The organism is Streptomyces sp. NPDC042100 (genome assembly GCF_055582325.1).
In genome coordinates, this window is record NZ_JBVJDK010000004.1 from 1 (window position 1) to 22,892 (window position 22,892).

The 22,892-nt window shown below is 76.0% G+C and carries 6 protein-coding genes; all 6 read right to left on the reverse strand.

What is annotated here, in order from left to right:
- Positions 1-6,393 (reverse strand): amino acid adenylation domain-containing protein (locus ACZ6J5_RS10005; RefSeq protein WP_469389655.1); only part of this gene is annotated, 6,393 nt, incomplete at its 3' end.
- A gap of 312 nt (positions 6,394-6,705) precedes the next feature.
- A complete protein-coding gene (locus tag ACZ6J5_RS10010; protein ID WP_469389657.1) occupies positions 6,706-12,369 on the reverse strand; it encodes a condensation domain-containing protein in 5,664 nt (1,887 codons plus the stop codon).
- A 55-nt stretch (positions 12,370-12,424) separates the two neighbouring features.
- Positions 12,425-14,269: a non-ribosomal peptide synthetase gene (locus ACZ6J5_RS10015; protein ID WP_469389659.1), complete on the reverse strand. Its 1,845-nt coding sequence runs from the start codon at positions 14,267-14,269 to the stop codon at positions 12,425-12,427.
- 8 nt (positions 14,270-14,277) lie between these two features.
- Complete coding sequence (locus ACZ6J5_RS10020; protein WP_469389661.1) at positions 14,278-15,318, reverse strand: TauD/TfdA family dioxygenase; 1,041 nt, start codon at positions 15,316-15,318, stop codon at positions 14,278-14,280.
- Positions 15,319-15,446: 128 nt separating this feature from the next.
- Positions 15,447-16,244 (reverse strand): thioesterase II family protein, encoded by a 798-nt coding sequence (locus ACZ6J5_RS10025; RefSeq protein WP_469389663.1) that lies wholly within the window; start codon positions 16,242-16,244, stop codon positions 15,447-15,449.
- Positions 16,241-22,672 (reverse strand): amino acid adenylation domain-containing protein, encoded by a 6,432-nt coding sequence (locus tag ACZ6J5_RS10030; RefSeq protein ID WP_469389665.1) that lies wholly within the window; start codon positions 22,670-22,672, stop codon positions 16,241-16,243. Before ACZ6J5_RS10030 ends, ACZ6J5_RS10025 begins: the two co-directional genes overlap by 4 nt.
- Between the last annotated feature and the right edge of the window lie 220 nt (positions 22,673-22,892).

Here is a 22,892-nt window from a genome sequence, read left to right on the forward strand (position 1 = left end):
GCGGAACAGGTCGCGGACGGTGCGCTCGACGCCGAGGACGCCGCGCATCCGGTTGACCAGGCGGACGCCGAGGAGGGAGTGGCCGCCGAGGGTGAAGAAGTTGTCGTCGATGCCGGCCTCGGGGACGCCGAGGATCTCGGCGAACAAGGCGCACAGGACCTGCTCGCGGGCGTTGCGCGGGGCGCGTCCGGCGGGGTCGGCGGCGGGCCGGTGCGGGGCGGGCAGGGCGGCCCGGTCGGGCTTGCCGTTGACGGTGAGCGGCAGGGCGTCGAGGACGAGGACGGCGGAGGGCACCAGGTGCTCGGGGAGCTGGGCGCGCGCCTCGGCGAGGAGTTCGGCGCCGGTGACCGTGTCGCCCGCGCGGGGGACGGCGTAGCCGACGAGGGTCTTGTCGCCGGGCCGGTCCTCGCGGACGACGGCGAGGGCCTGGCCGACCGCCGGGTGGGCGGCCAGCACCCGCTCGACCTCGCCGGGCTCGATGCGCACGCCACGGAGCTTGATCTGCCCGTCGGCCCGGCCGAGGAAGCGGAGTTCGCCGGCGGGGGTCCACAGCACGCGGTCGCCGGTGCGGTACATGCGGCTGCCGTCGCCCTCGAAGGGGTCGGGGACGAAGCGCTCGGCGGTGAGGCCGGCGCGGCCCACGTAGCCTCGGGCGACGTGGCCGCCGGAGATGTACAGCTCGCCGGGGACGCCGGGCGGCACGGGCCGCAGCCGCTCGTCGAGGACGTGGCTGCGGGTGTTGTCCATGGGGCGCCCGAGGTGGAGTCCGGTGCCGTCGAGGGCGCGCGGCCGGCCGGGCGTGGTGGTGAACCACTGGTTGTGGGAGGCGAAGGTGGTCTCGGTGGGGCCGTAGGAGTGCACGAGGACGGTGTCGGGGCAGTGCGTGAGGACCCGCTGGACGGCGGCCGGGGAGGCCACGTCTCCGCCGGTCCACACCTCGCGCAGCAGGCGCAGCGTGTCGAGTCCCTCGTCGGCCATGACGTGGAAGAGGCCGACGGTGAAGTAGGCGGTGGTGACGGCGTGGCGGCGGACCGCGCGGGCGGTCTCGTCGAGGTCGGTGCCGTCACCGGCGAGCAGGACGAGGCTGCCGCCGCCGAGGAGCGGGGCCCAGATCTCGAAGACGGAGGCGTCGAAGCCGGTCGCGGAGTGGACGAGCATCCGCCGGTCGGCGCCGAGGGAGAGGTCGCGGTCGGCGGCGAGTTCGACGACGTTGCGGTGGGTGACGCCGACGCCCTTGGGGCGGCCGGTGGAGCCCGAGGTGAACATCACGTACATCAGGTCGTCGTCGGAGGCCCCGGACTCCGGGGCGTCGGGCTCCAGGGCGTCGGCGGCGTCCGCCCCGCCCCGGGTGTCCGCCGTGCCGACCGTGTCCACCGCGTCGACGCGCAGGACGGGCGTGCCCTCCGGCGGGGTGTGGGCGCCGTCGGTGGCGACGAGGCGGGCCCCGGAGTCCTCCAGCATGAGCCGGAGGCGGGCCTCGGGGAGCCGGGGGTCGAGCGGGAGGTAGGCGGCGCCCGCCTTGAGGGCGGCGAGGGCGGTCACGATCAGCGGGACGCCCCGGCCGAGGAGCACGCCGACCGTGTCGCCTCGGCGGACCCCGGCGGCGCGCAGCCGGGCGGCGAGCTCGTCGGCGCGGGTGTCGAGGCCGGCGTACGTGACGGTCCCGGCGTCGGTGATCAGGGCGGGCGCGTCGGGGGTGCGGGCGGCGCGGCGGGCGATCAGGCCGTGGACGGTGCCGCGTTCGGGCAGGACGGTGGCGGTGTCGTTGTAGTCGGCGACGAGCCGGAACCGGTCGGCGTCGGTCAGCAGGGGCAGTTCCCCGATCCGTACGCCGGGGTCGGCGGCCGCCGCGCGCAGGGTGCGCTCCAGGTGGGCGGCGAGGAGGGCGGCGGTGGCGGGGTCGAACAGGTCGGTGGCGTACTCGAGGCCGCCGGCGAGTCCGGCGGGCCGGCCCGCGCCGTCGCGCCGCTCGTCGAGGGCGAAGGTGAGGTCGAACTTGGTGCTGACGGTGGTGAGCAGCCCGGCCCCGGCCCCGGTCTCGCGGAAGAGGCGGGCGGCGGCGTCGGCGCCGGGCACGCCGCGGGTGTAGTCGTGGTGGAGCTGGACGACGATCTGGGCGAGCGGGTGGTGGGCGGTGGTGCGGACCGGGTTGAGGTCCTCGACGACCCGGTCGAAGGGGAGTTCCTGGTGGGCGTAGGCGGCCAGGTCGGTGCGCCGGACGCGGTCGAGGAGCTCGGTGAAGGCGGGGTCGCCGGAGGTGTCGGTGCGCAGCACGAGGGTGTTGACGAAGAACCCGACGAGTCCGCCGAGGAGTTCGTCGTCGCGGCCCGCCGTCATGGTGGCCAGCGGCAGGTCGGTGCCGGCGCCGTGCCGGGTGAGGACGGCGGCGAGGGCGGCCTGGAGGACCATGAAGAGGGTGGCGCCGCTGTCGCGGGCGAGGCGCTCCAGGGCCTCGTGAGTGGCGGCGTCGACGGTGACGGGGGCGCGGTCGCCTCGGTGGCTCGCCTCGGCGGGCCGGGGGCGGGCGGCGGCCAGTTCGAGGGCGGCGGGCGCTCCGGCGAGGGCGGTGCGCCAGTGGGCGCGGTGGGCCTCGGCGTCGGGACCGTCGAGGAGCTCGTGCTGCCAGAGGGTGTAGTCGGCGTACTGGACGGGCAGCGGCTCCCAGCCGGGGGCGCGGCCTTCGGCGCGGGCCGTGTAGGCGGCGGCGAGGTCGGCGAGCAGCGGCCCGGTGGACCAGCCGTCGGCGGCGATGTGGTGGACGAGCAGCACCAGCACCTGCCCGGGCCCGTCGGCGGAGGCCGACGCGGGCGTGATCAGGGCGGCCCGCAGCGGGGTCTCCTCGGCGAGGTCGAAGACGTGCCCGGCGGCCTCGGCGACGGCGTCGGCGAGCCGGACGGCGGGGACGGTGCGCAGGTCGAGCGGGGGCCGGACGCCGGTGCGGATGTCCTGGTGCGGTTCGCCGTCGACGGCCCGGTAGCGGGTGCGGAGCACCTCGTGCCGGTCGGACACGTCGGCGAGGGCGTCGGCGAGGGCGGCGGGGTCGAGGGGCGCGGCGGGGTGCAGGACGAGCGGGATGTTGTAGGAGGCGCTGGGGCCTTCGAGGGTGTCGATGAACCAGAGCCTGCGCTGCGCGTACGAGAGGGGGACGCGCTCGGGCCGGTCGGCGCGCGGCGCGGGCCGGGGCCGGGCGGGGGCGACCGGGGAGCCGGCGCCGTCGCCGGCGGCCGGCTCGCCCGCCGCGGCGATGCGGCGGGCCAGGGCGTCGGGGGTGGGGGCGAGCAGCAGGTCGCGGACCTGGATGTCGACGCCGAGTCGGGCGCGGATCCGGTTGGCGAGGCGGACGCCGCTCATGGAGTGCCCGCCGATGGTGAAGAAGCCCTCGGCCGGGCCGACCTGGTCGAGGCCGAGGACCTCGGCGAACATCGCGCACAGGGTGGCGACGAGCTCCGCGTCGGCTTCCGGGCCGGTCCCGCCCTCGGGGCCCGCGCCGTCGGCCGCCCCGGACGCCTCGGCGGCGGCCAGCCGGGCGCGCCGCTCGTCGAGGGCGCGGCGGGCGTCGGCGGGGACGAGGTCCTCGTCCCGTACCGGGGTCGCGGGGTCGGCGGCGGCGGTGCGCAGGGCGGTTTCGAGGGCGGTGAGCAGGAGCCGGGGCACTCGCTCGTCGGCGAAGACGTCCCGGGCGTACTCCAGGCCGAGGCTCAGCCCGGCGGGCTCCCCGGCGGCGTCGCGGGTGTCGACGCAGGCGGCGGTGAGGTCGAACTTGGTGGTGGCGGGGCCGTCCTGGTCGGCGAAGCGGCCGGTGAGCGGGCCGAACGGGAAGGCGCCCTGGCCGGGTCCGGCGGCGTTGAGGGTGAGCATCACCTGGAACAGCGGGTGGACGCCGGGGTGCCGGGGCGGGTTGAGGTGCTCGACGAGCAGGTCGAAGGGGATCCGCTGGTGGGCGAAGGCCCCCAGGTCGGTGTCGCGGACGCGGTCGAGGAGGGTGCCGAAGCCGGGGTCGCCGGAGGTGTCGGTGGGGAGCACGAGGGTGTTGACGAAGAAGCCGACGAGCTCGTCGAGGGCCTCGTCGTCGCGGCCGGCGACGGGGGTGCCGAGGGCGGTGGCCTCTCCGGCGCCCGAGGCGCGCAGGGCGAGCCCGAGGGCTGCCTGGACGACCATGAGGAGGCTGGCGTCGTGCTCTTCGGCGAGCCGGACCAGGCGGGTGTGGACGTCCGCGTCGAGGGCGGTCTCCAGCAGCGCCCCGGCGTGGTCGCGGGCGGCGGGCCGGGGCCGGTCGAGCGGCAGGTCGGTGACGGCGGGCAGCCCGTCGAGGGCGGCGTGCCAGTGGGCGAGGCCGCGGGCGAGGACGGAGTCCGGGTCGGCGGTGTCGCCGAGGACGTCGTGCTGCCAGAGGGTGTAGTCGGCGTACTGGACGGGCAGCGGCTCCCAGTCGGGCGCGCGGCCCGCCACACGGGCCGCGTAGGCGCGGGCCAGGTCGGTCAGCAGGGGCGTGAGGGACCAGCCGTCACCGGCGACGTGGTGGAGCAGCACGCCGAGGGTGACCCCGGCGGTGCCGTCGTCCGGGGTGAACAGGGCCACCCGGAGCGGCAGTTCGCGGGAGAGGTCGAAGGTCTCGGCGGTGAACCGGGCGATCAGCGCGGGCAGTTCGGCGGCCGGGGCCTCGACGGTGCGCAGGCGCACGGCGGAGGGGGCCAGGACGTGCTGGTAGGGCTCGTCGTCGGGCGCGAGGAAGACGGTACGCAGGACCTCGTGGCGTTCGGCGAGGTCGGCGACGGCGGCGGTGAGCGCGGCCCGGTCGGGGGCGGTGTCCAGGTGCAGCACGATCGGCATGTTGTAGGCGCCGGACGGCCCGTCGAGCTGGTCCAGCAGCCACAGTCGCCGCTGGGCGTGCGAGAGCACGATCCGGTCCTCGGGGGGCAGCGGCTCCTCGTGGACGACGGGCAGCCGGGGGTCGGTGGTCCGCAGCACCTTGCGGTTGATCTTGCCGGAGCTGGTGCGGGGCAGGGCGACGACCACGGAGACGGTGGGGACGGCGGCTGCGGGCATCCGGTCCCGCACGTGGGCGCGGAGCTCCTCGGCGCCGGTGCCGCCGTCGGTGACGACGAAGGCGACGAGCCGCTTGACACCGTCGGCGTCCTGCTGGGCGACGACGGCGGCCTCGCGGACGGCGGGGTGGCCGGCGAGCACGGAGTCGACGGCGGCGGGGTCGATGCGCTGGCCGCCGATCTTCACCTCGTCGTCGAGGCGCCCGTGGTAGAGGATCTGGCGGTCCTCGGAGAGGGTGACGAGGTCGCCGGTGCGGTAGGCGCGTTCGCCGTCGAGCTCGGTGAAGCGGCGGGCGTTCAGCTCGGGCCGGTGCAGATAGCCGCGGGTGAGGCCGCCGCCGAGCAGCCACAGCTCGCCGCCCACGATCGCGGCGCGCACGCCGGGCAGCGGGCGGCCGATCGGGACCGGTCCCGCGTCGTGGCGGCTGAGGTCGGCGACGGTGGCGACGACGGTCGTCTCGGTCGGGCCGTACGCGTTGAGGAGGCGGACCGTCTCACCGACGAGCCCGCGCCACTGGGCGATCCGCTCGGGCAGGGCGGCCTCGCCGTAGATGATGACGGTCCGCAGGCAGGCGGGGAGCCGGACGGAGCCGGTGGTGAGGACGTAGACCAGCTCGTGCCAGTAGGCGGCGGGCAGGTCGAGCAGGGTGACGCCGTGCCGGGCGCAGCCGGCGAGGAGTTCGGCGACGTCCAGCATGTCGTCGGTGCGCAGCACCAGGGTGCCGCCCGCGCCGAGGGTCGCGAAGACCTCCTGGACGCTGGCGTCGAAGTGCAGCGGGCTGAACTGGAGGACGACGGAGTCGGCGTCGATGCCGTACGCGGGGGTGGCGCCGGCGATGAAGTGGGCGAGGGAGTCGTGGGCGACGACCACGCCGTTGGGCACGCCGGTGGAGCCGGAGGTGTAGATGACGTAGGCGGCGCCCTCGTCGGCGCCGGGCCCGCCGAGGACGAGTTCGCCGTGCCGGGCGACCTCGGCGGGGGCGGGCGCGGCCGCGCCGCAGGCGTCGCCGAGGATGGCCTCGTTGCGGGCGTCGGGCGCCTGGACGTCGAGCGGCAGGTAGGCGGCGCCGGTGGCGAGGACGGCCAGGAGGCCGACGATCGCGTCGATGCCGCGCGGCCGGTGCAGGGCGACGAGCCGGCCGGGGCCCGCGCCGTCGGCGGCGAGCCGGGCGGCCCGCTCGCGGACCGCCGCGCCGAGCTCCGCGTACGTCAGGCTCGCGTCGGCGTGGACGAGGGCGACCGCGTCGGGGCGGGTGCGCTCCTGCCGGGCGATCAGGTCGAGCACGGGCGGGGCGTGGGCGGGAGAGGGTCCGCCGTCGAGCAGGTCTTCCGTTCTGCTGGGGGCCATGCTGACTTCCTCCGGTGACTGGGGCCGAGAGACCGGGGCGAACGGTTCCTCTCGCCTCCGTGCCGTCCACGCTAGGTGCGCGGAAAGGGCTCCCGGGGCAGTAGACGCGGCAGCTCCGGGCGGCAGAAGTGCCGCCCGGAGCTGCCGGTGCGCGGGGGTGGAGCGCGGGGTGATGCGCGGAGGTGGGGCGCGGGGTGATGCGCGGGGGTCGTGCGCGGAGGTCGTGCGCAGGGTCGTGCGCGGGGGTCGTGCGCGGAGGTGGTGCGCAGGGGTCGTGCGCGGAGGTGCGGCGCGGGGTGATGCGCGGAGGGGTCAGCCGCTCTGGCGGGTGCCCGCGCGGGTGCGGCGCTTGAGCGCCGGGGTGGGCGGGACCGGCGGCACGGGGGCGCCGGGGGCCGGCGGGCGCGGGCCGGGGCGGGAGGGCGCGGCGCCGGGTGCGGCACCGGGGGCGTCGGCGAGACGGCGGGCGAGGGAGGCTGCCGTCGGGTTGCGGAAGACGTCCCGGAGGGTGAGGTCGCGCCCGAACTCGGCGCGGATGCGGTTGAGGAGGCGGACCGCGAGGAGCGAGTGCCCGCCGTTCTTGAAGAAGTTGTCGTGGGCGGCGAGCGGGCGCCCGCCGAGCACGTCCCGGAACAGCCCGAGCAGCTTCTCCTCCGCGGCGGACGCGGCGGACCCGCCGGACCCGCCGGGCGTGCCCGCTTCGGCCGGTGCGTCGGGCGCGGGCCCGGCCGCCGGGCGGCCCTGCACGGCGACCCCGGCGGGCGCGAGGTACTCGGGCAGCCGCTCGGCGGCCCAGTCGCGCAGCTCCTCCCCGGTGGCGCGGGCCCCGGCGGCCGGGGTGACGGTGGCGTACAGGCGCCCGTCGCGCACCTCCACGGCGGCGCCGGTCACGTCCGGGTGGCCGCTCAGGACGCCCTCGACCCGGCCGGGTTCGACGGGGTAGCCGGCGACGGTGAGGACGGCGACCGGGCGCAGGGAGCCGTCGGCGGTGGCGTACGCCCGGCGTCCGGTGGCGCGCGGCGTGCCGCCCGGCTCCGTCTCGTACACCTCGCCGGGGACCCGTACCGGCGCCGGGCGGCCGAGCTCGTCGACGACGGTGGCGGTGGCGGAGGCCCCGGTCGTGCCCGTCGCGGTGTCCGTGTACCGCGGTGCGGAGAGGGCGAGTCCGGGGTCGGCGGCGAAGGCGTCGAGGGTCTCGGCCAGGCGCCGGGCCAGCAGCCGGGCGGTGTCCGCGTCGTAGAGGGCGGTGGCGTATTCGAGGGCGCCGACCAGTCCGGCGGGGGTGCCGTCGGGCTCGGCGCGCTCGGTCAGCGCGAAGGTGAGGTCGCTCTTGGCGCCGGTCCCCCGGAAGCCGACCGGCTCGCCGTCCAGGGCCGAGGGGCCTGTGTCCTTCGCGGGGCCGGCGGCACCGGCGGCGGCGTGGACCTGGAGCATGACCTGGACCAGCGGCGCGTGCGCGGCGGACCGCTGCGGGCTCAGGTCCTCGACGAGCCGGTCGAAGGGCAGGTCCTGGTTGCCGTAGGCGGCGAGCCCGGATTCGCGGACGCGGCGGACGAGTTCGGCGAAGGCGGGGTCACCGGAGGTGTCGGTGCGCAGCACGAGGGTGTTGACGAAGAAGCCGACGAGGGGGTGGAGGGCGTCGTCGGCGCGTCCGGCGACGGTGGTGCCGAGGGCGACGTCGGTCCCGGCGCCGTGCCGGGCGAGGAGGGCGGCGAGGGCGGCCTGGACCACCATGAAGAGGGTGGCGCCCTGGGCGCGGGCGACGCGGAGCAGGGCCCGGTGGGTGGCGGCGGAGACCTCGAAGCCGGTGAGGGCGCCCGCGCCGTCGCTCTCCAGCGGGCGGGGCCGGTCGGTGGGCAGGGCGATGAGCGGCGGCAGTCCGGCGAGGGCGGTGCGCCAGTGGGCGAGCTGGGCCCCGGCGAGGCCGTCGGGGCCGTCGAGGAGTTCGCGCTGCCAGAGGGTGTAGTCGGTGTACTGGACGGGCAGCGGCTCCCACTCCGGCGCCCGGCCCCCGGCGCGGGCCGTGTAGGCGGTGCCGAGGTCGGCGAGCAGGTGGGGGGTGGACCAGCCGTCGCCGGCGATGTGGTGGGTCAGCAGCACCAGGGTCTGCCGCCCGCCGGAGCCGGAGCCGCGTTCGGCACCGGAATCCGCACCGGAATCCGCACCGGAATCGGCCTCCGCGTCGGTGATGAGCGTGGCACGGAAGGGCAGTTCGGCGGCGAGGTCGAAGACGTACCCGACGGCCGTGTCCACGGCGGTCCGGACCTCCGCGTCCCCGGTGGCGCCGATCCGGTCGAGGGCGGGGCGGGCGTCGGCGAGCACCAGCTGGTACGGCTCGCCGTCGGCGACCCGGTAGACGGTGCGGAGCACCTCGTGGCGGGCGGCGACGTCGGCGAGGGCGGCGGCGAGGTGCGCGGGGTCTACGGGGCGGGCGAGCCGGGTGACGACGGGGATGTTGTAGGTGGCGGAGGGGCCTTCGAGCCGGTTGACGAACCAGAGGCGGCGCTGGGCGTACGAGAGCGGGATCCGGGCCGGGCGCAGGGCCGCCGGTACGGGCCGGAGCGCGGGCCTGGCGGGGCCGCCGCCGTGTTCGTCGAGGCGGCGCAGGAGCTGCCCGGGGCTGGGGGCGAGGAACACGTCCTTGATGGCGGCCTGGAGGCCGAGGGCGGCGCGGATCCGGTTGGTGAGCTTGCCCGCGAGCAGCGAATGGCCGCCCAGCTTGAAGAAGTTGTCCCCCTCCTGGACCTCGTCCCGGCCCAGGACCTCGGCGAACAGGCCGCGCAGGATCTCCTCCCGGGGGTCGGCGGTCCGGGGGCCCTTCGCCCGCTCGCCGGCCGGGGGCGCGGCCGAGGCGGCGGCGCGGGCGAGCTCCTCGTGGCGGGCGTCGAGGGCGCGGCGCTCCTCGTCGGTGGCCCAGGCGACGGCGCTGAGCGGGGTGGCGCCGTCCTCGGCGGCCAGGGCGGCCAGGGCGCGGCGGAAGAGGCCGAGGAGGAGCCGGGCGGTGGTCTCGTCGTAGAGGTCGGTGGCGTAGCAGACGCCGATGAGCAGGGGTCCGGCCTCGCCGTCGGCGTCCTGGGTGCCGCCGCAGTGGAAGGCGAGGTCGAACTTGGCGCTGCCGAGGTCGGCGCCGTCGAGCGTGCCGGTGACGCCGCCGAGGGCGACGGCGCTGTCGTCCTCGCCGGTCTGGGCGCTGACCATCACCTGGAAGAAGGGGTGGCGGCCGAGGGAGCGTTCGGGGTTGAGGTCCTCGACGAGCAGGTCGAAGGGCAGGTCGTCGTGGGCGAAGGCGGCGAGGTCGGCGTCCCTGACCCGGCGCACCAGCTCGGCGAGGGTCGGGTCGCCGGAGAGGTCGGTGCGCAGGGCGAGGGTGTTGACGAAGAAGCCGACGAGGTCGTGCAGGGCCTCTTCGGCGCGTCCGGCGACGGGGGTGCCGAGGACGATGTCGGCGCCGGCTCCGGCGGCGCGCAGGGCGAGCGCGAGGGCGGCCCGCACCACCATGAAGAACGTGGCGCGCTGCTCCTTCGCGACTCCGGCGAGCGCCCGGTGGGCGGCGGCGTCGAGTTCGTCGGTGACCACGGCACCCCGGCCGCTCGGCTCGGTCGGCCGGGGCCGGTCGGCGGGCAGCCGGGTCTCGCCGGGGATCCCGTCGAGCGCGGCGCGCCAGTGGGCCGACTGGGCTTCCCGTACGCCCTGTTCGCCGTCGAGGAGTTCGCGCTGCCAGAGGGTGTAGTCGGTGTACTGCACGGGCAGCGGCTCCCACTCCGGCGCCCGGCCCCCGGCGCGGGCCGTGTAGGCGGCGTCGAGGTCGGCGAGGAGGGCGGCGACGGACCAGCCGTCGGTGGCGACGTGGTGGACGGAGAGCACCAGGACGGACCCCTCGTCCCGGGCGGGCTCGAAGAGCCGGGCGCGCAGGGGAAGTTCCCGGGTGATGTCGATCGGCAGCCGGGCGAACGCGGTCACCGACGCGTCCACCTCCCCGGCCGCCACCGGCACGACCTCCACCGGCACCGGGACGGCGGCCCGCACCTCCTGGTACGGCTCCCCGTCCACCGCCGGATACACCGTCCGCAGCACCTCGTGCCGCTCCACCACGTCCGTCAGCGCCGCCTCCAGCACCGCCACCGCCGGACGCCCGGCCAGCCGCAGCACCACCGGCGCGTTGTACGCCGCCGAGGAACCCTCCAGACGGTTCAGGAACCACAGCCGACGCTGGGCGTACGAGAGCGGGATCCGGTCCGGGCGCGCGTCCGCCGGTACGGGCCGGAGCGCGGGCCGCGCCGGCGCCCCGCCCTGCGCGTCGAGGCGCCGCAGGAGCTGCCCGGGGCTGGGCGCCAGGAACACGTCCTTGATGGCCGCCTGGAGGCCGAGCGCGCCTCGGATCCGGTTGGTGAGCTTGCCCGCGAGCAGCGAATGGCCGCCCAGCTTGAAGAAGTTGTCCCCCTCCTGGACCTCGTCCCGGCCCAGGATCTCCGCGAACAGGCCGCGCAGGATCTCCTCGCGGGGGTCGGCGGTCCGGGCGCCGTGGCCCTTCGCCCGGCCGCCGTCGCCCCTCGGGCGGGCCTCTTCGGCCGCCCTGGCCTCGGCCGCGGTGGCGGCCTCGGCCAGGGACCGGTGGCGCCGGTCGAGTCCGGCGCGCTCCTCGTCCGTCGGCAGGGTGATGCCGCTGAGACGCGTGTGCCCGGGCCGCTCGGCGAGCGCGGTGAGCGCGCGCCCGAACAGGCCGAGGAGGAGGCGAGCGGTGCTCTCGTCGTACCGCTCGGTGGCGTACTGGAGCAGGAGCGTGAGGCCGCCGGGGTCCCCGGTGGCGTCGCCGCGCTCCATGCAGTGGAAGCCGAGGTCGAACTTGGCGGTGGCCAGGTCCGTCTCCGCGAGGGTGGCGGGGATGCCGCCGAGGGCGAGGTCGCGCTCCTGCCGGTTCTGGGCGCTGACCATGACCTGGAAGAAGGGGTGGCGGCCGAGGGAGCGCTCCGGGTTGAGGTCCTCGACCAGCAGGTCAAAGGGCAGGTCCTCGTGGGCGAAGGCGGCGAGGTCGGTGTCCCGGACCCGGCCGAGGAGCTCGCCGAGCGTGGGGTCGCCGGAGAGGTCGGCACGCAGGGCGAGGGTGTTGACGAAGAAGCCGACCAGGTCGTGCAGGTCCTCCTCGGGGCGGCCCGCGACGGGGGTGCCGAGGACGAGGTCGGCGCCGGCTCCGGCGGCGCGCAGGGCGAGCGCGAGGGCGGCCCGCACCACCATGAAGAAGCTGGCCCGGTGCTCCTTCGCCACCTCGGTCAGGGCCCGGTGGACCCGGGCGTCGAGCTCGGCCGTCACCACGGCGCCGGCGTGAGTGGGTTCGGCGGTGCGGGGGCGGTCGGCGGGCAGCCGGGTCTCGTCGGGGATGCCGGCGAGCGCGGTGCGCCAGTGGGCGAGCTGCTCGTGGGCGGTGCTCTCGGGGTCGGCCGGGTCGCCGAGCATGTCGTGCTGCCACAGGGCGTAGTCGGCGTACTGGACGGGCAGCGGCGCGAACTCCGGCGCCCGGCCCCCGGCGCGGGCCGTGTAGGCGGCGTCGAGGTCGCGGAGCAGGCAGCCGACGGACCAGCCGTCGGTGGCGATGTGGTGGACCGACAGGACCAGGACCGCCCCCTCCCCCTCGGTCTCCTCGAAGAGGCGTACGCGCAGCGGCGGTTCACCGGTGATGTCGATCGGCAGCCGGGCGAAGGCGGTCACCGACGCGTCCACCTCCCCGGCCGCCACCGGCACGACCTCCACCGGCACCGGGACGGCGGCCCGCACCTCCTGGTACGGCTCCCCGTCCACCGCCGGATACACCGTCCGCAGCACCTCGTGCCGCTCCACCACGTCCGTCAGCGCCGCCTCCAGCACCGCCACCGCCGGACGCCCGGCCAGCCGCAGCACCACCGGCGCGTTGTACGCCGCCGAGGAACCCTCCAGGCGGTTCAGGAACCACAGCCGACGCTGCGCATAGGACAGGGGGATCACGGTGCTGCTCCTCGTGGGTGGCGGAACGGGTGGGGATGGGCGGGGCGTGCGGCGGTCAGGCGTCCCGCGCGGCCGTCAGTTCCTCGATGCGGGCGGCCAGGTCCCGCAGCCGCGGGTTGGCGTAGACGGCCTTGACGGGCAGGGCGACGGAGAGTTCGGCGCGGACCCGGGAGACCAGCTTGATGGCGAGCAGGGAGTGGCCGCCCAGCTTGAAGAAGTTGTCCTCGGGGCCGATCGAGGCGGCGCCGAGCACCTCCTTCCACACCCGTCCGATGAGCTCCTCGGCGCGCCCCTCCAGGCCGCTGTCGGCGGTGTCCCCGGCCGGGACGGCGGCGGTCTCGACGCGGGACGGGAGGGCGGCGCGGTCGAGCTTGCCGCTGGGGGTGGTGGCGAAGCGCTCGACCGGGACGAAGGCGGCCGGGAGCATGTACGCGGGGAGGGTGGCCGCGAGGCCGGCGCGGAGGGCCTCGGGGTCGCCGCCCCGGTGGTAGGCGAGCAGGGCGGGGCTGCCCGAGGCGTCCTCGCCGAGGATGACGGCGGCCTCGGCGACGCCGTCCTGGCGCCCAAGGGCCGCCTCGATCTCGGGGAGTTCGATGCGGTGGCCGCGCAGCTTGATCTGGCCGTCGACGCGGCCGAGGTAGACCAGGCGGCCGTCGGCGAGGAGGCGGCAGCGGTCGCCGGTGCGGTACATGCGGTCGCCGTGGGCCGCGTCGGCGGAGGGGTCGGCGAGGAAGCGTTCGGCGGTGAGGCCGGGCCGGTTGCGGTAGCCGCGGGCGACGCGGGCTCCGGCCAGGTACAGCTCACCGGTCCCGCCGGGGGCGACCGGGTTCAGGTGCTCGTCGAGGAGGCGCATCCGCAGGCCGGGCAGGACGCTGCCGATGTGCGGCTCGCCGGGCCGGTCGATCCAGCCGGCGGTGGCGTCGACGGTGGTCTCGGTCGGACCGTAGACGTTGAGGGCGCGCAGCAGTCCGGCGGTGTGGGCGGCGGCCAGCCGGTCCCAGAGCGCGGGGCCGATGGCCTCGCCGCCGACGAGCAGGGTCAGCGGGCGGGGGCCGCCGTCGGGGGTGAGCAGGTCGAGCAGCGGGTCGGCGTGGGAGGGGGTGATGTCGAGGTCGGTGAGGCCCTGGGCGTCGATGAAGGCGGCGAGGAGGGCGGGGTCGCGGCGGGTCTCCTCGTCGATCATGACGAGGGTGTCGCCCCGGCAGAGCCGTACCCACTGCTGGACGGAGGCGTCGAAGGACGGGGAGGCGTTCCAGCCGACGCGGCGGGCCTCGCCGCCGGCGGCGCCGACGCCCTCCAGCTCGGCGAGGAGCAGCGAGGCGGCGGCGCGGCCGATCTCGACGCCCTTGGGGCGGCCGGTGGAACCGGAGGTGTAGATGACGTAGGCGAGGCTGTCGGCGGTCACGGGCGCGGGGCGGTAGGGGGTCGCGGCGCCGGGCGCGGCGGTCAGTTCGGCGACGGTGACGGAGCGGGCGCCCGGGGCGGGCGACGCGCCCGGCGTGTCGAGGACGACGAGGTCGGCGCCGGAGTCCTCCAGGAGGTAGCGGCGGCGGTCGGCCGGGAGCGCGGGGTCCACGGGCAGGTAGGCGGCGCCCGCGGTGAGGGTGCCGATGATGGCGGTGACGAGCGCGGCGCCGCGCGGCAGGCAGAGGGCGACGACGCTCTCGGGGCCGGTGCCGAGGGCGGTGAGGCGGGCGGCGAAGGCGGCGGCGTCGGCGCGCAGTTCGTCGAAGCTGAGGTCGCGGTCGGCGGCGACGACGGCGGTACGGGCGCCGGGGGCGGTCGCGAGGCGGGCCAGCAGGTCGGCGTGGCCGGTGCCGGCGGCGCAGTCGGCGCAGGTGTCGGCGTGGGCCCCGGTGGGGGCGGTGCGGGTGGCGGGCTCGGGGAGGACGGCGGTCATGGCGGGGCTCACATTCCGTACGGGGTGGCGGAGGGGGCGACGGTCGGGGCGCAGTCGGCCAGCGGGACGGGCTCGCCCATGGCGACGAGGATCTTGCGGGCGCCGGTGTAGGCCTCGCGGCCGTGCGCGCAGAGGATGTTGTCGACGAGCATCAGGTCGCCGTCCTGCCAGGTCTCGCGGACGGTGACGGCCTGGTAGGCGTCGATGATGGCGTCGACCTCGGCGTCGGTGAGGGCGGTGCCGTCGCCGAGGCGGGTGTCGAAGGGCAGGCCGTCGGCGCCGAAGGTCTCGGTGAGGACCTCGCGGACGTCCTCGTCGAGGCCCCGGGCGTTCCAGAAGGCGAAGTGGTTGAACCAGACGCGCTCGCCGGTGGCCGGGTGGGTGATGATCGCGGAGCGGAGCTGTCGGGTGCGCAGGGTGTCCTCGTCGAGCCATTCGTAGCCGATGGCGTGCTCGTCGCAGTACGCCTCGGCGCCGGCCGGGTCCTCCGAGGAGAAGGCCTTGCGCCAGGGCATCCCGGCGAGGTCGGAGTAGTTGCGGACGAGGAGCCAGCCCGCCTCGGCGAAGCGGGCGACGAGCTCGTCCGGGAGCAGGGCGAGGGCGCGGCGCATGTCGCCGACGGTGGTGGCGCCGCCGGTCTCGGGGGCGGTGACGCAGCCGAAGAGGAGCACGCCCGGGAAGTCGAGGGTGTAGCTGTTCTCGTTGTGCAGGCGGATCGGCTGGATGGCCGGGAGGTCGGTGGAGGAGAACACGCCCTCGCCGAAGTCGGTGCGCGGGGTCGCCTTCTCCTTGTAGCCGGCGCGGGTGGCGATGAGCGCGTCGCGGGCCTCGGCGAAGGCGGCGGCGTCGGTGACGGGCAGGCCGCGGAGCATGACGGCGCCGGAGCGGTGCAGTTCGGCCTGGATGTCGGCGCGGCGGGCGGTGAGCCAGGCGGCGGCCTCGGCCATGGTCGCGTGGCGGGGCACCTGCACGAGGGCGGGCTTGCCGGGCTCGCGGACGACGGTGATGGCGTCCTCGGTGGTGGCCGGGTTCGGGGCGAAGGTGGTCATGGCGGGTTCCTCTGCGGGTGCGGGGTACGGGCGGGGGCGCGCGGGTCCGCTGGGAGGCGGGGCGCGGGGGGGGCGGGTCTGCCGCCGGGTGCGGGGCCCGCCGCTGCCGGGGCGGGTTCCCCGCCGGGTCAGGCGGCGGTGACGGGCGCGCCCTGGAGGGCGGTCAGGACCGGGTTGAGGCGGGCGAAGAAGCCGGGCAGGTCCTGCTGGAAGTAGAAGTGGTCGCCGGGCAGCACCACCGGGGCGAGCTCCTCGCCGGCGACGAGCCCCCAGCCGTCGAGCAGGCCGACGGGCACGATCGGGTCTGCGTCGCCGCCGAAGACGGCCACCGGGCAGTCGAGCCGCACGTCGGGGGCGGTGCACTGGTAGGCGTCGTCGATGGCGAAGTCGGCGCGGATGGACGGCAGGACGATCTCGCGGAGCTCCGGGTCGTCGAGGATGCCGTCGTCGGTGCCGCCGCGCTCCTTGATGGAGGCGACCAGCTCGTCGTCGTCGAGTCGCTCGGGGTGGACGGGCGCCTGGTTGGGCAGGACGGGCGCCCGGCAGGCGGAGGCGACGAGCCCGAGCGGGGTGCGGCCGGCGGCCTGGAGGGCCCTGACCACCTCGAAGGCGACGAGGGAGCCCATGCTGTGGCCGAGGACGACCAGCGGTCCGGCGTCGGCGGGCAGGGCGTCCACGACGGGCAGAGCCAGATCGTCGACGGAGCCGGGCAGGTCCTCGCAGTAGCGGGCGCCTCGGCCCGGGTACTGGCCGATGAGCAGCCGCACGTCGGCCGGGAGGTGCTCGCGCCAGACGCTGTAGGCGTGGGCGTTGCCGCCGGCGTGCGGCAGGACCAGCAGGGACAGCCGGTGCGGGGCGGCGCCGGGCAGGTCCCAGACGACGTCCTCGGGCGCGGGGGTGAAGGCGGGGGCGGTGTGGGTGCTCATGAGCTGATCCGTTCCGTTGCGGTACGGCGGCGGAGGGCGGGGCGCGCCTTCCGGGCCGGAGCGGTCTTGAGGGAGTCGATGTGCGCGGCGAGCCGGGCCGGGGTGGGGTGCTGGAAGACGTCGCGGATGGTGAGCCGCACGTCGAGGGTCCCGGCGATGTGGTTGGTGAGGCGGGCTCCGAGGAGGGAGTGGCCGCCGTGATGGAAGAAGTCGTCGTCGATCGTGAGGTCGGCGGGGGTGTCGAGGGTCCGGGCGAAGAGACCGAGGACGGTCGCCTCCAGCTCCGTACGGGGCGCGCGGCCCTTGCTGGAGAGCGCGGCGGGGGCGGGCAGGGCCCGCTTGTCGATCTTCCCGTTCGGGGTGAGCGGCAGCCGCTCCAGGACGGTGACGTGGCTCGGGACCAGGTGCTCGGGCAGCCGCTCGGCCACATGCCGGCGGATGTCCTCGGGCGCCGGGGGCGCGTCGCCTTCGACCACGAGGTAGGCGGCCAGGCGCTCCTGATGCACCGTCACGACCGCCTGGGTGATGCGGGGGTGGGTGAGCAGCGCGGCCTCGGTCTCGCCCGGCTCGACCCGGAAGCCCCGGATCTTCACCTGGTCGTCGGCCCGCCCCTCGTACACCAGCCGGCCCTCGCGGTCGAAGCGCGCCAGGTCACCGGTGCGGTACAGCCGGCCACCGGCGACGGCGCCGAACGGGTCCGGGACGAAACGGGTCGCGGTCAGATCGGGACGGCCCAGATAGCCGTGGGCGAGGCCGTCGCCGCTGAGGTACAGCTCGCCCGTGACGCCGGGCGGGCAGAGGTTGAGGTAGGGGTCCAGGACATACGCGCCCTTGTTGACCAGGGGCGTCCCCACCGGGACGACGGTGTCCTCGGCGTCGTCCTCCGTGCCGAACGGGTGGGTCGTGGTGAAGCCCATCGACTCGGCGGGCCCGTAGCCGTTGGCGATCTCGATGCCGGGCTTGAGCGCCTGGAGCTTGCGCACGTGCGCCGGGGAGGCGGCCTCACCACCGGTGAAGGCGACCGTGACCGTGTCGAAGGCCCCGGGGTGCTCGTCGACGAGGAAGTTGAAGAGGCTGGCGGAGAGCTGGAGCATCGTGACGCCGTGCTTGCGCGACAGCTCCTCGATGAGGACCGGCTCGGGCCGCTGCCCCGGCTGGAGGACACACGTCCCGCCATGCAGCAGCGCACCCCAGAACTCCAGGCTGAACGCGTCCCACGACACCGGCGAGCACTGGAGGAACACCTCCCCCTCACCGAACCGCCCGTACGACTGCCCACTCACCGTCGACACCAGGTTCCGGTGCGAGGACAGGATCCCCTTCGGCCGGCCCGTCGAGCCGGACGTGAACATCACACAGGCGACGTCCTCGCCGGTCGGGGCCGTGCCCAGGTTCTCGCCCGAGCGGTCGGTGAGCTCGCCGGGTGCCCGGACGACGGTCCTCCAGGGCCCGTCGATCCGGCCGGAGGCGGCGTGGTCGGCGTCGGTGACGAGCAGGCCGATGCCCGCGTCGAGGGCGGCTGCGCGGAGCCGCTCGTCGGGGAACTCCGGATCGAGCAGCGTGTATCCGGCGCCCGTCTTGGTGACGGCGAGGACGGCGATCGCGAAGTCGGCGCCCCGGTCGAGCAGCACGCCCGCCATGTCACCGCGTCCCAGGCCCTGTTCACCCAGGTGCCGGGCCAGCCGGTTGGCGGAGGTGTTCAGCTCGGCGTACGAGAGCGTCCGGTCACCGTCCACCAGAGCCGTACGCTCCGGTACCCGGGCCGCCTGCTCCTCGAACCGCCCGACCAGCGAACCCTCCCCCGCACCGGGGGCCTTCGTCCCGGACCAGGCGCCGGTCAGCAGCTCCCGCTCCTCGCCCGACAGGACCTCCAGGGCCGAGAGGGGGAGCGCGGGGTCGGTCAGGGCGTGGCGCAGGACCTGGCCGAGGACCGAGGTGATGCGCAGGACCGTCTCCTCGTCGAAGAGGTCGGCGGCGAAGAGGACGGTGGCGCGCAGGCCGTGGGCGTCCTCGGAGCGCAGGAAGAACTCCAGGTCGAACTTGGCGGAGCCGTTGCCGATCTTCTCCATGGGCGCCGGGGCGAGTCCGGAGAGCGCGAGCGGGGCGGCCGCCCCGGCTCCGTCCTCCAGGGTCAGGCAGATCTGGAAGAGCGGGTGGCGGGACAGCGTCCGGGTCGGGTTGAGCGACTCCAGGACCAGGTCGAACGGCGCCTCCTGATGCGCGAAGGCATCCAGGTCGGCCGCACGGACCCGGGCCAGGAGCTCCCGGAACGCCGGATCGCCCGAACTGTCGGTCCGCAGAACCAGCGTGTTCACGAAGAACCCGACCAGCTCCGCCAACGCCTCGTCGTTACGGCCCGCGACCGGCGAACCGACCGCCAGGTCCGACCCCGCACCGAGCCTCGACAGGGCCGCGACCAGCGCCGCGTGCACCACCATGAACGGCGTGCACCCCTCCGCCCGCGCGAGTTGCCGCACCCGCTGGAAGAGGTCGGCACCGAGGTCGAGCGTGACCTCGCCGCCCCGGTGCGAGGCGCGGACCGGCCGGGGGCGGTCGAGCGTGAGCCCGTGCCCCTCGGGGAGGCCGTCCAAGCGCGAGCGCCAGAAGGAGAGTTCGGTGCCGAGGAGGCTGTCGGTCCGGTCGGCCGGGCCGAGGACCCGGCGCTGCCAGACCGCGTAGTCCGCGTACCGGACGGCGAGCGGTTCGAGCTCCGAAGACCTCCCGCCCGCCGCGCGGGCCGCGTAGGCGCGCTCCAGGTCGGCGAAGAAGATCCCGTTCGAGACCCCGTCGGTCGCGATGTGGTGCTGGACCAGGGCCAGCACCGTGCCGCCGCCGTCGAGCGCGAAGGCCGTGGCGCGGAGCGGGAGTTCGGTGGCGAGGTCGAAGACGTGTCCGGCCGCTTCGGCGAGCCCCGCGTCCAGGCCGGCGGCGTCCACGTGCCAACGCTCGACCGCGAGCCGCGCCCGCTCCGGGTCCAGGACCCGCTGGTACGGCTCGCCGTCGACCGCCTCGAACAGGGTCCGCAGCGGCGCGTGCCGGGCGACGACGTCGTTGAGCGCGTCCTCCAGCACCTCCAGGTCCGGGCCGGGCCCGTCGAAGCGGACGACGGTCGGCACGTTGTACGCGGCGCTCCCCCCGTCCAACTGCCCCAGCAGCCACAGCCGCTTCTGCGCGTAGGAGGCGGGGACCAGCTCGCCGTCGCCCTCGCCCGGCACCGGCGCCGGGAGCACGCCCGGACCGGACGTCCCTTCGCCGCGCTCGATGAGCAGCTCCGCGATCAGCTCGGCGAGCCCGGCGGCCGTCGGGCGGCCGAACACGTCCCGGATCGTGAGGCGCACGCCGAGGGCGTCCGCGACCCGGTTGGTGAGCCGGGCGGCGAGCAGCGAGTGCCCGCCCAGGGAGAAGAAGCTGTCGTCGATGGTGGGAGTGGCGGGGGTGTCGAGGGTCCGGGCGAAGAGGCCGAGGACGGTCGCTTCGAGCTCCGTACGGGGCGCGCGGCCCTTGCTGGAGAGCGCGGCGGGGGCGGGCAGGGCCCGCTTGTCGATCTTCCCGTTCGGGGTGAGCGGCAGCCGCTCCAGGACGGTGACGTGGCTCGGGACCAGGTGCTCGGGCAGCCGCTCGGCCACATGCCGGCGGATGTCCTCGGGCGCGACGGCGTCGGCTCCCGCTGCCTCTTCGGTCACCAGGTAGGCGGCGAGCCGCTCCTGATGAACCGTCACCACGGCCTGGGTGACCTGCGGGTGGGTCAGGAGGGCGGCCTCGGTCTCGCCGGGCTCGACCCGGAAGCCCCGGATCTTGATCTGGTCGTCGGCCCGCCCCTCGTACACCAGCCGCCCCTCGCGGTCGAAGCGCGCCAGGTCACCGGTGCGGTACAGCCGGCCACCGGCGACGGCGCCGAACGGGTCCGGGACGAAACGGGTCGCGGTCAGATCGGGACGGCCCAAGTAGCCGTGGGCCAGGCCGTCACCCGTCAGGTAGAGCTCGCCGGTGACGCCGGGCGGGCACAGCCCGAGGTACGGGTCCAGGACATAGGCGCCCTTGTTCACGAGCGGCGTCCCCACCGGGACCACCGCGTCCTCGGCGTCGTCCTCCGTGCCGAACGGGTGGGTCGTGGTGAAGCCCATGGACTCCGCCGGCCCGTACCCGTTGACGACCTCGATGCCGGGCTTGAGCGCCTGGAGCTTGCGCACGTGCGCCGGGGAGGCGGCCTCACCACCGGTGAAGGCGACCGTGACCGTGTCGAAGGCCCCGGGGTGCTCGTCGACAAGGAAGTTGAAGAGACTGGCCGAGAGCTGGAGCATCGTCACCGCGTGCTTGCGCGACAGCTCCTCGATGAGCACCGGCTCCGGCCGCTGCCCCGGCTGGAGGACACACGTCCCGCCATGCAGCAGCGCACCCCAGAACTCCAGGCTGAACGCGTCCCACGACACCGGCGAGCACTGGAGGAACACCTCCCCCTCACCGAACCGCCCGTACGACTGGCCACTCACCGTCGACACGAGGTTCCGGTGCGAGGACAGGATCCCCTTCGGCCGGCCCGTCGAGCCGGACGTGAACATCACACAGGCGACGTCGTCGGGGCCGATCGGCACGTCCAGGTCGGCCTCGGCGGTGCCGGGGCCCGGGCGGTGTCCCGCGTGGACGACGGTCCAGGGGCCCTCGGCGCGGGCGGCCAGGTCCGGGGTGGTGACGAGGTGGCCGATGCCCGCGTCGGCGGCGGCCGAGCGGAGCCGCTCGTCGGGGAAGTCCGGGTCGAGCAGGACGTGTCCGGCGCCGGTCTTGAGGACGGCGATCAGGGCGGTGGCGAAGGGGACGCCGCGCTCCAGGAGCACCCCGGCGAGGGCGCCCCGGCCGAGCCCCCGGTCGCGGAGCGCGCGGGCGAGGTGGTTGGCGGAGGCGTTCAGCTCCGCGTACGTGACCGGGCCGTCGGCGTCCACGAGGGCGGGGCGGTCGGGGTGGAGCCGTACCCGCTCCTCGAAGCGGGCGACGAGCGTGGTCTCCACCGGCGCCCCGACGGGGCCGGCCCAGGCGCCGGTGAGCAGGGCGCGCTCGTCGGCGTCGAGGAGGGCGAGCCCGGCCACGGTGGCGGTCCCCCTGGTCTCCTCGTCGGTCGCGAGATAGCGGGTGAGGAAGGCGGCGAAGCGGTCCTGGTGGCCGGCGATCAGCTCGGGGTCCACGTCCTGGACCGGGGTGTCGAAGTCGATGCGGAGGCCGTGGGCGGGGCCGAGGTCGAAGACGGCGACGCTGAGGTCGTCGACGGGGCCGTTGCTGATGTTGTGGTTGACGGTGGGGTGCCCGCCGACGGTCAGCTCGGTCTGGAAGCCCATGATGTTGAGGACGGGGGTGGCGAGGCGGCGGCTGCCGTCGATGACGCCCGCCTCGCGGCCGAGGTCCTCGTAGCGGGTGCGCTGGTGCCGCAGGCCGTGCTTGACCTCGGCGGACACCGACCGCACCAGGTCGGCGACGCGGTCCTCGGGGCGGACCCGCAGGCGCAGCGGCACGATGTTCGACATCATGCCGGGGGTGCTGCGGGCGGCGCGGGTGGTGCGGCCGGTGACGGGCAGGGCGATCATCAGTTCCTGGCGGCCGGTGACGCGCTGGACGTACGCGGCGAAGAGCGCGACGAGCAGCACGGACCAGGAGACCCGGGCGGTGCGGGCGGCGGCGCGGAGCCGGTCGGCGTCGTCGGGGGCGACGGGGACGCTGCGCCGGGCGAAGGGCAGCCCGCCGTGGGCGCCCTCGGCCCGGCCCCGGCCGCGTACGAGGCCGGCGGGCGCGTCGGGGGCGTCGGCGAGGTGGGCGCGCCAGGCGGCCCGGTCGGCGGCGGCCTCCTCGGAATCGCGGTAGGCCGCGTCCTCGGCGAGGAGTTCGGGGAGCGTGCCGAAGGGGTTCTCGCCCCAGGGCTCGCCCGCCGCGCCCCGCTCGTACAGCTCGACGAGCCGGGCGAGCGCCATCCCGGCGCCGGCGCCGTCGACGACCACGTGGTGGAAGCCGTAGAAGTAGAAGAAGCGGTCCTCCGCCAGCTTGACGAGGGCGAAGCGGACCGGGGACTCGCCGGTGAGGTCGAAGGGCGTGCTGATCAGGCCGTCGAGCAGCTCCCAGGCGGCGCTCCACGGGTCCTGGGCGCCGCTGAGGTCGGTGTAGGCGAGCGTGCGGGTCCCGGCGTCGGCGTCGAGGAGCTGCCAGACCTGCTCGCCGTCGTCCTCGAAGCCCCTGATCCGCAGGAAGTCGGCCTCGTCGACCAGGCGGCGCCAGGCGGCGCCCATCAGCTCGGGGTCGACCGGGCCCTGGATCTCGCGGCACTCGCCGACGTTGTACGTGATGCCGGTGGGGTCGAGGAGGTGGGCCGTCCAGATGTCCCGCTGGGCGACCGAGAGCGGCAACCGGACGGCGGCCGGTGCGGTGGCGACGGGCTTGTCGAACGGCATGGGGGCTCCTGGTGGTGACCGGGGTCGGTGGCCGGTGCGTCGGCCGGGGCGAGCGGGCTGAACGGGCTGGGCGGGCTGAGCGGCGGGCCACGGGTGCGCGGTGCGGTGGTGCGGTGTCGTACGCCGTGGTGCGGTGGTGCGGTGTCGTACGCCGTGGTGCGGTGGTGCGGTGTGGTAGGCCGTGGTGCGGTGCCTCGGCCGGCCGCCGCGTTCGGCGGCC